This is a genomic window from Escherichia sp. MOD1-EC6162 (genome assembly GCF_002965125.1).
Classification (GTDB): Bacteria; Pseudomonadota; Gammaproteobacteria; order Enterobacterales; family Enterobacteriaceae; genus Escherichia; species Escherichia marmotae.
The window spans coordinates 85,166-97,784 of record NZ_PTSB01000014.1; the positions used below are offsets into that span (position 1 = coordinate 85,166).

General features: G+C 50.2%; 12 protein-coding genes. 6 read left to right on the plus strand and 6 right to left on the minus strand.

What is annotated here, in order from left to right; translation table 11 throughout:
• Nucleotides 1-25 precede the first annotated feature (25 nt).
• The 5 genes from parE to nudF are packed head-to-tail and all read right to left on the minus strand — an operon-like array spanning nucleotide 26 to nucleotide 4,432.
• Entirely contained in the window at nucleotides 26-1,918 is a 1,893-nt protein-coding gene (gene parE / locus A9587_RS13540) for a DNA topoisomerase IV subunit B (RefSeq protein ID WP_000195279.1), read from the minus strand.
• 28 nt (nucleotides 1,919-1,946) lie between these two features.
• The gene (gene yqiA, locus A9587_RS13545; RefSeq protein WP_000105733.1) at nucleotides 1,947-2,528 is read right to left on the minus strand and encodes an esterase YqiA; all 582 of its coding nucleotides are present in this window, start codon (nucleotides 2,526-2,528) and stop codon (nucleotides 1,947-1,949) included.
• Nucleotides 2,528-3,355, minus strand: a complete 828-nt coding sequence (gene cpdA, locus A9587_RS13550; RefSeq protein WP_000444754.1) for a 3',5'-cyclic-AMP phosphodiesterase — start codon at nucleotides 3,353-3,355, stop codon at nucleotides 2,528-2,530. The genes yqiA and cpdA overlap by 1 nt, the downstream gene beginning before the upstream one ends.
• Nucleotides 3,356-3,379: 24 nt before the next feature.
• On the minus strand, nucleotides 3,380-3,802 hold the full coding sequence (locus tag A9587_RS13555) for a DUF1249 family protein (RefSeq protein WP_000833390.1): 423 nt from the start codon (nucleotides 3,800-3,802) through the stop codon (nucleotides 3,380-3,382).
• Complete coding sequence (gene nudF / locus A9587_RS13560) at nucleotides 3,803-4,432, minus strand: ADP-ribose diphosphatase (protein ID WP_000917113.1); 630 nt, start codon at nucleotides 4,430-4,432, stop codon at nucleotides 3,803-3,805. It abuts the gene before it with no gap.
• A 204-nt stretch (nucleotides 4,433-4,636) separates the two neighbouring features.
• Here nudF and tolC point away from each other — a divergent pair, with 204 nt between their 5' ends.
• The 6 genes from tolC to dsbI all read left to right on the plus strand — a co-directional run bounded on the left by tolC (nucleotide 4,637) and on the right by dsbI (nucleotide 11,755).
• On the plus strand, nucleotides 4,637-6,118 hold the full coding sequence (gene tolC, locus A9587_RS13565) for an outer membrane channel protein TolC (RefSeq protein WP_000735302.1): 1,482 nt from the start codon (nucleotides 4,637-4,639) through the stop codon (nucleotides 6,116-6,118).
• Between the two features lie 147 nt (nucleotides 6,119-6,265).
• Nucleotides 6,266-6,937 carry a DUF1190 family protein gene (locus A9587_RS13575; RefSeq protein ID WP_000831543.1) on the plus strand — a complete coding sequence of 224 codons (672 nt, stop codon included), beginning with the start codon at nucleotides 6,266-6,268 and terminating at the stop codon, nucleotides 6,935-6,937.
• A gap of 5 nt (nucleotides 6,938-6,942) precedes the next feature.
• Nucleotides 6,943-8,103 carry a glutathionylspermidine synthase family protein gene (locus A9587_RS13580; RefSeq protein ID WP_000442874.1) on the plus strand — a complete coding sequence of 387 codons (1,161 nt, stop codon included), beginning with the start codon at nucleotides 6,943-6,945 and terminating at the stop codon, nucleotides 8,101-8,103.
• 483 nt (nucleotides 8,104-8,586) lie between these two features.
• Nucleotides 8,587-10,383: an aryl-sulfate sulfotransferase gene (locus A9587_RS13585; protein ID WP_000459873.1), complete on the plus strand. Its 1,797-nt coding sequence runs from the start codon at nucleotides 8,587-8,589 to the stop codon at nucleotides 10,381-10,383.
• A gap of 17 nt (nucleotides 10,384-10,400) precedes the next feature.
• On the plus strand, nucleotides 10,401-11,069 hold the full coding sequence (locus tag A9587_RS13590) for a thiol:disulfide interchange protein DsbA/DsbL (protein WP_000040026.1): 669 nt from the start codon (nucleotides 10,401-10,403) through the stop codon (nucleotides 11,067-11,069).
• A gap of 14 nt (nucleotides 11,070-11,083) precedes the next feature.
• Complete coding sequence (gene dsbI / locus A9587_RS13595; RefSeq protein WP_001517113.1) at nucleotides 11,084-11,755, plus strand: protein-disulfide oxidoreductase DsbI; 672 nt, start codon at nucleotides 11,084-11,086, stop codon at nucleotides 11,753-11,755.
• Between the two features lie 48 nt (nucleotides 11,756-11,803).
• Here the strand turns inward: dsbI and ygiD are convergent, their stop codons facing one another.
• Entirely contained in the window at nucleotides 11,804-12,592 is a 789-nt protein-coding gene (gene ygiD, locus A9587_RS13600) for a 4,5-DOPA dioxygenase extradiol (RefSeq protein ID WP_010378843.1), read from the minus strand.
• Nucleotides 12,593-12,619: the final 27 nt, after the last annotated feature.

The window sequence follows — 12,619 nt, forward strand, 5'->3', positions numbered from 1 at the left end:
TATTTTATTCTCCTGGCGGGAATTATCAGACCTCAATCTCCGCCATATCACCTTTCTCTTGCAACCAGTTACGGCGGTCTTCCGAGCGTTTCTTCGCCAGCAGCATGTCCATCATCGCGTCAGTACGCTGATCGTCTTCATCATCGATGGTTAACTGCACCAGACGGCGAGTATTCGGATCAAGCGTGGTTTCGCGCAATTGCATCGGATTCATTTCGCCCAGACCTTTAAAACGCTGGACGTTAGGCTTGCCTTTTTTGCGTTTTAACTGCTCAAGCACGCCCTCTTTTTCTTCTTCCGTCAGCGCGTAATAAACCTCTTTCCCGAGGTCAATGCGGTAGAGCGGTGGCAGAGCAACGTAAACGTGGCCGTGTTTCACCAGCGTGCGGAAGTGCTTTACAAACAGTGCGCAAAGCAACGTAGCAATGTGCAGGCCATCGGAGTCCGCATCCGCCAGGATACAGATCTTGCCATAACGCAACTGGCTAAGGTCGGCGCTGTCAGGATCAATACCGATCGCCACTGAAATATCATGCACTTCCTGCGAGGCCAGTACTTCATCGGAAGAAACTTCCCAGGTGTTAAGGATCTTACCTTTCAACGGCATGATCGCCTGATATTCACGATCGCGCGCCTGCTTGGCAGATCCACCTGCGGAGTCACCTTCCACGAGGAACAGTTCGGTACGATTGAGATCCTGCGCGGTACAGTCAGCCAGTTTGCCAGGCAACGCCGGGCCACTGGTCAGCTTTTTACGTACCACTTTCTTCGCCGCACGCATACGACGCTGGGCGCTGGAAATCGCCATCTCCGCCAGCAATTCAGCAGCCTGGACGTTCTGGTTCAACCACAGGGTGAACGCATCTTTCACCACGCCAGAAACGAATGCCGCACATTGACGCGAAGAGAGACGTTCTTTGGTCTGCCCGGCAAACTGCGGATCCTGCATTTTTACTGACAGCACATATGCGCAGCGATCCCAGATATCTTCCGCTGACAGTTTCACGCCGCGCGGCAGAATGTTGCGGTATTCACAGAATTCGCGCATCGCGTCCAGCAGGCCCTGACGCAGACCATTAACGTGCGTCCCGCCCTGCATCGTTGGGATCAGGTTGACGTAGCTTTCGGTCAGCAGTTCGCCACCTTCCGGCAGCCACAAGAGCGCCCAGTCCACCGCTTCGGTATCGCCAGAAAAATTACCGATAAACGGTTTTTCCGGCAGCGTCGGCAAGCCATTTACCGCTTCCGCGAGGTAATCATTCAGACCGTCCTGATAGCACCAGCGTTGTTCGGTATTGTTGATCTCATCTTTAAAAGTGATCTCAACGCCGGGGCACAGTACCGCTTTGGCTTTCAGCACATGCGTAAGGCGCGAAACAGAAAAACGCGGGCTGTCAAAGAAGGTTTCATCCGGCCAGAAATGTACGCTGGTGCCGGTATTGCGTTTACCGCAAGTGCCGACAACCTGCAAATCCTGTACTTTTTCGCCATTTTCAAACGCGATGTTATAAATCTGGCCATCGCGCCGCACGTTGACTTCTACGCGCTTTGACAGGGCGTTAACCACCGAAATCCCCACGCCGTGCAGGCCGCCGGAGAACTGATAGTTTTTATTGGAGAACTTACCCCCCGCGTGCAGACGGCAGAGGATCAATTCTACCGCCGGAACACCTTCTTCCGGGTGAATATCCACCGGCATTCCACGGCCATCGTCAATGACCTCCAGCGACTGGTCAGCATGTAAAATAACGTCCACGCGTTTTGCGTGACCGGCCAGTGCTTCATCGACACTGTTATCAATAACTTCTTGCCCCAAATGGTTTGGGCGAGTGGTATCGGTATACATCCCCGGGCGGCGGCGAACCGGCTCAAGCCCGGTGAGTACCTCAATGGCATCAGCGTTATAAGTTTGCGTCATGGTTTAAGTTAGCAATTCGAGTTGATCGTCAGAGATGGTGCAGACCAAGAAAATCGACGATCGGGTTGAAATAATCTTCGAAGCCCGTGAATGCGTGGTTGCCGCCTTCTATTACAGTCTGGCGGCAGGAGGCGTAGTACGCCACCGCCTGGCGGTAATCCAGCACTTCATCTCCCGTCTGTTGCAGCAGCCAGATAAGATCCGGTGCTTCCAGTGGGTCAATCTGCATGACTTTGAGATCGTAAATATGGCGTGACTCTAGCACATATTGCTGCCCGGTGTAGGGGTTCTCGTTCTGACCGAGATAGTCCGTCAGCAGTTCAAACGGGCGCACAGCCGGGTTTACCACTACCGCTGGCAGCATAAAACATTGCGACAACCAGGTAGCGTAATAACCCCCAAGTGACGAACCAACGATACCCAGCGAATCACCACCATGTTCCAGCACAATGGATTCCAGCAGTTCTGCCGCATCGGAAGGATACGGCGGCAACTGCGGAATAATCATCTCAACGTCAGGGTGATGCTCCGCCAGCCAGTTTTTCAACAAGCTCGCTTTCGCTGAACGCGGCGAACTGTTGAATCCATGCAAATAAAGAAGCGTTGACATCAGTAGCCTTCTGAAGCGGTATCTGGTTGGAAACGAGTGTCCGCCAGGCGGTGCACTTCGGTAGTCAGGGTGCCATCGGCATGGAGTTCCAGCGTACGCCAGCCTGGGGCAATAGTGTCCAGCGTAAAGTTGGAACAGTGTGGTTTAAACTGCACACAGGTTGACGGCGTTGCCAGCAGGCGGCGACCATTCCAGTCGAGATCGAGTTCCTGATGGATATGTCCGCACAACAGATATTTGACGTGCGGAAACTTCACCAGCACGTTATCCAGTTCACCCGCGTTACGCAGACTGTGCTGGTCAAGCCAGCTACAACCCGCAGGCAACGGATGATGGTGCAGCAGCAGCAAAGTATGACGTTCTGGCGCATCGGCCAGTTTACGTTCCAGCCAATCAAGCTGAAACTCGCTCAACTCGCCGTGCGGTACGCCAAACACCTGGCTATCCAGCATCAGGATTTGCCATTGCTCACCAATAAACACACGCTTCGCCGGGGAGATACCCGCATCCTGTAATGCGCTGTACATCGCAGGCTGGAAATCATGGTTACCCGGCAGCCAGACGCAGGGCGCACGAAAGCTTGCGATGCCTTCTGCAAAGTGCTGATAGGCCGCAGAGGATTGATCCTGTGCCAAATCACCTGTCGCGACAATCAGGTCGAATTCGTGCTGGTGTGGGCGAATCGCCTCCAGCACCGCCTGATAGCTCTCCCAGGTGTTTACCCCCAGCAGGGCTTCGTGCTTTTGTGCAAACAGGTGAGTGTCGGTAATTTGTAAAATCCTGACTCTGGCCTCACCAGCCAGAGGAAGGGTTAACAGGCTTTCCAAATGGTGTCCTTAGGTTTCACGACGCTAATAAACCGGAATCGCCATCGCTCCATGTGCTAAACAGTATCGCAACCAGTCCGCTAAAAACTGATTAATTTGATGCTTTTCGTCGCGTTGATGCAACTTTTTATTAGGATAATCATACCGCGCTTTAAAGCGAAAAATCTGCTGACTTGAACACACTTCAGCCACCATCGCGTCATGATACAGACGCACCGTCATTGACGGAAGGCTCCAGTAACTGATTGCAGGTGCAATCTGTTCAATTGTCACCAGGGTAGTGTATCGGGTCGATTCCACAATCGTTAACCGATATTGTGCGTTTGCCACCTGATAGCTTACAGTTTCGCCGGGTGCGTCATTGCGCGGCAACAAACGGCGCAATTGTGAAAAGTTCATCTCGCACAGGCGCATCATTTCAGGAAAGTCAGGTGTGTAACGCTTCATTTATGCCCACTCATTTTTTAACGCTTGATGATGCAGTTGCAGCCATTGCAAAGCGATGACCGACGCTGCGTTGTCGATTTTCCCCTCTTCTACCCACCGGTATGCCTGTTCCCGGCTTACCACATGAACGCGAATATCTTCGTTTTCATCAGCCAGACCGTGAATACCGCTTGCGGTCGTGGCGTCCACTTCGCCCACCATAATTGACGAACGCTCACTGGTGCCGCCCGGGCTTGCCAGGAAACTTAACACCGGTTTGATCCGTTTGACTATCAGTCCCGCCTCTTCAATCGCTTCGCGACGGGCGACATCTTCTACGCTTTCACCTTCTTCGATCATCCCGGCAACCATTTCCAATAACCAGGGCGTTTCGCTGGTGTCATAGGCGGCAATCCGAATCTGCTCAATCAGCACAACTTCATCGCGTACTGGGTCAAAGGGTAGCAAGACTGCGGCGTGCCCGCGCTCAAAAATTTCCCGCCGGACCTCATGACTCATTTGTCCGTTGAATAGACGATGGCGAAATCTATAAAGATCTAATGAAAAAAAGCCGCGATAAAGTGTTTCTCGTGCAATAATTTCTACATCGTTTTTGCCAAATGTAACGGGCAGGTTGTCTGGCTTAAGCATTGTTAATGTCCTGACACTAATAGTGAATTAAATGTGAATTTCAGCGACGTTTGACTGCCGTTTGAGCGGTCATGTGTTAAATTGAGGCACATTAATGCCCTATGGCACGTAACGCCAACCTTTTGCGGTGGCGGCTTCTGCTAGAATCCGCAATAATTTTACAGTTTGATCGCGCTAAATACTGCTTCACCACAAGGAATGCAAATGAAGAAATTGCTCCCCATTCTTATCGGCCTGAGCCTTTCTGGGTTCAGTACGTTGAGCCAGGCCGAGAACCTGATGCAAGTTTATCAGCAAGCACGCCTTAGTAACCCGGAATTGCGTAAGTCTGCCGCCGATCGTGATGCTGCCTTTGAAAAAATTAATGAAGCGCGCAGTCCATTACTGCCACAGTTGGGTTTAGGTGCAGATTACACCTACAGCAACGGCTATCGCGACGCGAACGGCATCAACTCTAACGCGACCAGTGCGTCCCTGCAGTTGACCCAGTCCATTTTCGATATGTCGAAATGGCGTGCGCTGACCTTGCAGGAAAAAGCGGCCGGAATTCAGGACGTCACTTACCAGACCGATCAACAAACTCTGATCCTCAACACCGCGACCGCTTATTTCAACGTGTTGAATGCGATTGACGTTCTTTCCTATACCCAGGCGCAAAAAGAAGCGATCTACCGTCAGTTAGATCAAACCACCCAACGTTTTAACGTGGGTCTGGTGGCGATCACCGACGTGCAGAACGCCCGCGCACAGTACGATACCGTGCTGGCAAACGAAGTGACCGCACGTAACAATCTCGACAATGCCGTTGAGCAACTGCGTCAGATCACTGGTAATTACTACCCGGAACTGGCGGCGCTGAATGTTGAAAACTTTAAAACCGACAAACCACAGCCGGTGAACACTCTGCTGAAAGAAGCTGAAAAGCGTAACCTGTCGCTGTTACAGGCACGTTTGAGCCAGGACCTGGCACGCGAGCAAATTCGCCAGGCGCAGGATGGTCACTTACCGACTCTGGATTTAACGGCCTCTACCGGAATTTCTGACACCTCCTACAGTGGTTCGAAAACCCGTGGTGCGACCGCAGGCCAGTATGACGACAGCAATATGGGCCAGAACAAAGTGGGCCTGAGCTTCTCGCTGCCGATTTATCAGGGCGGAATGGTTAACTCGCAGGTGAAACAGGCGCAGTACAACTTCGTGGGTGCCAGCGAGCAACTGGAAAGCGCACACCGTAGCGTCGTGCAAACCGTGCGTTCCTCCTTCAACAACATTAATGCATCTATCAGTAGCATTAACGCTTACAAACAAGCCGTTATTTCCGCCCAAAGCTCATTAGACGCGATGGAAGCTGGATACTCGGTCGGTACGCGTACCATTGTTGATGTATTGGACGCCACCACGACGCTGTACAACGCCAAGCAAGAACTGGCGAATGCACGTTATAACTACCTGATTAACCAGTTGAATATTAAATCAGCTCTGGGTACGTTGAACGAGCAGGATCTGCTGGCATTGAACAATGCGCTGAGCAAACCGGTTTCCACTAACCCGGAAAACGTCGCGCCGCAAACGCCGGAACAAAATGCTATCGCTGATGGTTATGCACCTGATAGCCCGGCACCAGCCGTTCAGCAGGTATCCGCACGCACTTCCACCAGTAACGGTCATAACCCTTTCCGTAACTGATGACAACGACGGGGCTTCGGCCCCGTTTGAACGTAAGGCAACGTAAAGATACGGGTTATCTGCCGCATTCTTCCCCCTTCTCGCTTCAATTTCGACCAGCCATCCTCTATTCTGATGGGTATTTACCACTGGTCCCGGAAGACAAAAATGAAACGGACAAAATCCATACGCCACGCATCGTTCCGCAAAAACTGGAGCGCACGCCATCTGACACCTGTCGCTCTTGCTGTTGCCACTGTTTTTATGCTGGCGGGCTGTGAAAAGAGTGATGAGACCGTGTCTCTGTATCAGAACGCTGATGATTGTTCAGCCGCAAACCCAGGCAAAAGCGCAGAATGCACCACCGCGTACAACAATGCGCTGAAAGAAGCCGAACGTACCGCGCCGAAATACGCCACCCGTGAAGACTGTGTTGCCGAATTTGGCGAAGGTCAATGCCAGCAGGCACCTGCCCAGGCAGGCATGGCACCAGAAAACCAGGCGCAGGCCCAGCAATCCAGCGGAAGCTTCTGGATGCCGCTAATGGCAGGTTACATGATGGGTCGTCTGATGGGCGGCGGAGCGGGTTTTGCACAGCAACCGCTGTTCTCCTCAAAGAACCCTGCCAGCCCGGCTTACGGTAAATATACCGACGCAACCGGTAAAAACTATGGCGCAGCCCAGCCAGGCCGCACCATGACCGTACCGAAAACAGCAATGGCACCAAAACCAGCGACCACCACCACCGTTACCCGCGGCGGCTTTGGCGAGTCTGTTGCCAAACAAAGCACCATGCAGCGTAGCGCAACCGGCACCTCTTCTCGTTCAATGGGTGGTTAATACCGATGGAAAGAGTCAGTATTACCGAGCGCCCGGACTGGCGCGAAAAAGCCCACGAATACGGTTTCAATTTTCACACCATGTACGGCGAGCCGTACTGGTGTGAAGATGCCTACTACAAGTTGACCCTCGCCCAGGTTGAAAAACTGGAAGAAGTTACCGCCGAACTGCACCAGATGTGCCTGAAAGTGGTGGAAAAAGTGATCGCCAGCGATGAGCTGATGACCAAATTCCGCATTCCAAAGCATACCTGGAGCTTTGTACGTCAGTCATGGCTGACCCACCAGCCGTCGCTTTATTCACGTCTTGATCTGGCGTGGGACGGTACAGGCGAACCTAAGTTACTGGAAAATAACGCTGATACGCCAACATCACTGTATGAAGCAGCGTTCTTTCAGTGGCTCTGGCTGGAAGATCAGCTTAACGCTGGCAACCTGCCGGAAGGCAGCGATCAGTTTAATAGCCTGCAAGAAAAGCTGATTGATCGCTTTGCCGAGCTACGTGAACAGTATGGCTTTCAGTTGCTGCATCTCACCTGCTGTCGCGACACGGTGGAAGATCGCGGCACTATTCAGTATTTGCAGGACTGCGCGACCGAAGCTGAAATCGCTACCGAGTTTCTGTATATCGACGATATCGGTTTAGGTGAAAAAGGTCAGTTCACGGATTTACAGGATCAGGTCATCGCTAACCTGTTCAAACTATATCCGTGGGAATTTATGCTGCGCGAAATGTTCTCTACCAAGCTGGAAGATGCTGGCGTACGCTGGCTGGAACCGGCGTGGAAGAGCATTATCTCCAACAAGGCGCTTCTGCCACTGCTGTGGGAGATGTTCCCGAATCACCCGAACCTGTTGCCCGCTTATTTTGCGGAAGATGATCATCCGCAAATGGAAAAATATGTGGTTAAGCCGATCTTCTCACGTGAAGGTGCAAACGTGTCGATCATTGAGAACGGTAAAACCATTGAAGCGGCGGAAGGCCCGTATGGCGAAGAAGGAATGATTGTTCAGCAATTCCATCCGCTGCCGAAATTTGGCGACAGCTATATGCTGATTGGAAGCTGGCTGGTGAACGATCAACCTGCCGGAATTGGCATTCGTGAAGACCGTGCATTGATCACCCAGGATATGTCTCGCTTCTACCCCCATATTTTTGTTGAATAATACTGCTTAAAATTGCCCCGATAACCGGGGCAATTCATTATTAATCCGCAATTCATAACTCCAATCAATATATAACCACATACATCTCTACATTTTATTTAACATTAATAATCAATCTAATGTTAAATCGTCATATACAGACGGTTTTGTAATTAAAACAAGTAAAGAAATCACAATACAAGTCACTGATATTCCTTAAATATTTTGTTTTTATCACATTAAAATTTGATTTAATAATAAAAAAACAATGCCGCAGAGATCACACTACACAATATTGAATATTGTTATTGATATATCGCCACCCTACTATCCATTAAAGATAAATATTCATTTCAGAGAATGACAATATATTAAAAAACAACAAAAACATTCTCACTATTTATTTAACCTGCATCTTCATTCATAAAATGAATTTATTAGTCCTATCTCAACAGTCGATATTCATCATTATTATATATTTGCGTTATATAAGGAGATATATCCATGTTTGATAAATACAGAAAAACACTGGTAGCCGGAACTGTGGCATTAGCTCTGGGTTTATCTGCAACTGGCGTGATGGCTGCGGGTTTTAAACCAGCGCCACCAGCCGGGCAACTCGGTGCTGTCATCGTTGATCCCTACGGTAATGCACCTCTGACCGCTGTGGTTAATTTAGACAGTCACGTCATTTCAGACGTCAAAGTTACCGTCCACGGTAAGGGCGAAAAAGGCGTTGAAATCAGCTATCCCGTGGGTCAGGAGTCACTAAAAACTTATGATGGCGTACCGATTTTTGGTCTTTATCAGAAATTTGCAAACAAAGTGACCGTTGAATGGAAAGAAAACGGCAAAGCCATGAAAGATGACTACGTGGTGCAGACTTCAGCCATCGTCAACAATTACATGGATAACCGCTCCATCTCCGATCTACAGCAGACCAAAGTTGTTAAAGTCGCCCCCGGTTTTGAAGACCGCCTCTATCTGGTTAATACCCATACCTTTACCGCACAAGGTTCCGATCTCCACTGGCACGGCGAAAAAGATAAAAATGCCGGTATCCTCGATGCAGGCCCGGCAACCGGTGCACTGCCTTTTGATATCGCCCCCTTTACCTTCATTGTCGATACCGAAGGTGAATATCGCTGGTGGCTGGATCAAGACACCTTCTATGATGGCCGTGACCGCAACATCAACAAACGTGGTTATCTGATGGGTATCCGCGAAACACCGCGTGGCACCTTTACCGCAGTACAAGGCCAGCACTGGTATGAGTTCGACATGATGGGCCAGGTGCTGGAAGATCACAAACTGCCGCGTGGATTCGCTGACGCTACCCATGAATCCATTGAGACGCCTAACGGCACGGTACTGCTGCGCGTAGGCAAGAGCAACTACCGTCGCGATGATGGCATACACGTCACGACCATTCGTGATCACATTCTTGAAGTCGATAAATCGGGTCGCGTTGTCGATGTATGGGATCTGACAAAGATCCTTGATCCGAAACGTGATGCTCTGCTTGGCGCACTGGATGCCGGCGCAGTTTGCGTTAACGTTGATCTGGCCCACGCGGGTCAGCAGGCAAAACTGGAACCGGATACACCGTTCGGTGACGCTCTGGGTGTAGGACCAGGCCGTAACTGGGCGCACGTTAACTCCATCGCATATGACGCCAAAGATGACTCAATTATTCTCTCCTCTCGTCATCAGGGCGTAGTGAAGATTGGTCGTGATAAGCAAGTGAAATGGATCCTTGCACCATCCAAAGGCTGGGAAAAACCGCTGGCCAGCAAACTGCTGAAACCTGTGGATGCCAATGGTAAACCTATCGCCTGTAACGAAAATGGCTTATGTGAAAACTCGGATTTCGACTTCACCTACACCCAACATACCGCATGGATCTCCAGCAAAGGTACGCTCACTATCTTTGATAATGGCGACGGTCGCCATCTGGAACAGCCCGCCTTACCGACCATGAAATATTCACGCTTCGTGGAATATAAGATTGATGAGAAGAAAGGTACTGTTCAGCAAGTTTGGGAATACGGTAAAGAACGCGGTTACGATTTCTATAGCCCAATCACCTCCATCATCGAATATCAGGCCGACCGTAACACCATGTTCGGCTTCGGCGGTTCCATTCATCTGTTCGACGTCGGTCAGCCTACCGTCGGTAAGTTGAACGAAATCGACTACAAAACCAAAGAAGTGAAAGTGGAAATCGACGTGCTGTCTGATAAACCCAACCAAACTCACTATCGCGCGCTGTTAGTCCATCCAAAACAGATGTTTAAATAATTAAGAAGGGAATAAAAATGTCGAAATTAGGGATCTCATCACTGCTTAAAAGCGTGCTACTTACCGCTACCCTGGCGGTTTCATTTACTGCTTCCGCCTTCACCGAAGGCACGGATTATATGGTTCTGGAAAAACCCATTCCGAACGCCGACAAAACGCTGATCAAGGTTTTCAGCTATGCCTGCCCGTTCTGCTACAAATATGACAAAGCAGTTACCGGCCCGGTATCGGAGAAAGTGAAGGATGTCGTCGCTTTTACCCCATTCCATCTGGAAACCAAAGGTGAATACGGTAAGCAGGCAAGCGAAGTCTTTGCAGTATTGATTAATAAAGATAAAGCGGCCGGCATTTCTTTATTTGATGCTAACTCGCAGTTTAAGAAAGCCAAGTTTGCTTACTACGCGGCTTATCACGACAAAAAAGAACGCTGGTCTGACGGTAAAGATCCGGCTGCTTTTATCAAAACCGGTCTGGATGCCGCAGGTATGAGCCAGGCGGATTTTGACGCCGCACTGAAAGAGCCTGCGGTACAGGAAACACTGGAAAAATGGAAAGCGGCCTATGACGTAGCCAAAATTCAGGGCGTTCCGGCCTATGTCGTCAATGGTAAATACTTGATCTATACCAAGAGCATTAAATCTATCGACGCTATGGCAGACCTTATCCGTGAGTTAGCAAGCAAATAACAGGGAAACAGGCTATGGGTATTAAGGGAATGTGGAAAGACCTTAGCACTTCACCGGTGAACACGCTGGTAAGATGGCAGGAACAACGCTTTTTATGGTTGTTAATGGCTGTTGCGATGGGCGCGCTGATTATCCTGGCGCACTCTTTCTTCCAGATCTATCTCTACATGGCACCCTGTGAGCAGTGTGTTTACATTCGCTACGCCATGTTTGTGATGGTTATTGGTGGATTGGTTGCGGCGATTAATCCGAAGAATATCGTCCTTAAGTTGATTGGCTGTGTGATGGCCTTTTACGGCAGCATTATGGGACTGAAGTTTTCGCTCAAACTGAACGATATCCATCATGCAGTGCATAACCCGGATCCCGATTCACTGTTTGGCGTACAGGGTTGCTCGACCGATCCCACTTTTCCCTTTAATCTGCCGCTGGCACAATGGGCTCCAAACTGGTTCAAGCCTACCGGGGATTGCGGCTATGATGCGCCAATCGTTCCTGATGGCGTCACACTGAGCAGTATGCAGCAGTGGTTTGTGGAGATGTATCAGCAATCTGAAGGTTGGTATCTGCTACCTCCGTGGCACTTTATGAACATGGCACAGGCCTGTATGTTGGCTTTTGGTCTCTGTTTGTTGCTGCTACTGGTGATGAGCGGTGCGTGGGGACTTAACCTGCTGAGAAAGTAAGGTAATGCAAACCGAAGCCAACAATTTGGCTTCGGTTTTCTTCATCTATTAACCTACCTGCACCGATAGCATACTTAAACTCCCCATTTCTATGCCATCGACTGGAATGGTAATTGCCTCTTGCCCATCCCATGCGCCTAAAATATACAAAAGCGGTAGATAGTGTTCCGGTGTTGGGTTCGATAACGCCCCGCCCTCATGGTCCAGGTAGTTCACCAGAGGATGCTGTTCCACTGGCCCTTGCCACGTTAAATTCGCTTTCACATACTCATTGAACGACATCGCCCACGGATACGGTGAGCTGTCGCCATGCCATTTTACTGTGCGAAGGTTATGCACCACGTTGCCGCTGGCGACTAACATTATTCCTTCATCGCGCAGCGCCGCCAGTTTACGCCCCATTTCGAAATGCCAGGCGATGGGTTTAGTACTATCGATACTCAACTGCACCATCGGAATATCAGCTTGCGGATACATCTTAATCAGCACGCCCCACGAACCGTGATCAAAACCCCAGGCTTCTTGATCCAACGTGACAGGGACTGGCGCTAACAATTCAACCAGACGTTGCGCCAATACTGGCGATCCTGGAGCCGGGTAATGAGTGTCGTAAAGCGCCTGCGGAAAGCCACCAAAGTCATGAATAGTGGGCGGCGCTTCCATCGCAGTAACTCCTGTTCCCCGGGTAAACCAGTGAGCCGAAACCACAACAATCGCTTTCGGGCGCGGTAACGTCATCCCCAACTTGTACCAGCTACGGGTATATAGATTATCTTCCAGCACGTTCATCGGGCTACCGTGACCTAAAAACAATGCTGGCATACGTGTTGAAGACATGATGATATCCTTAACTAAAGGTGTCAT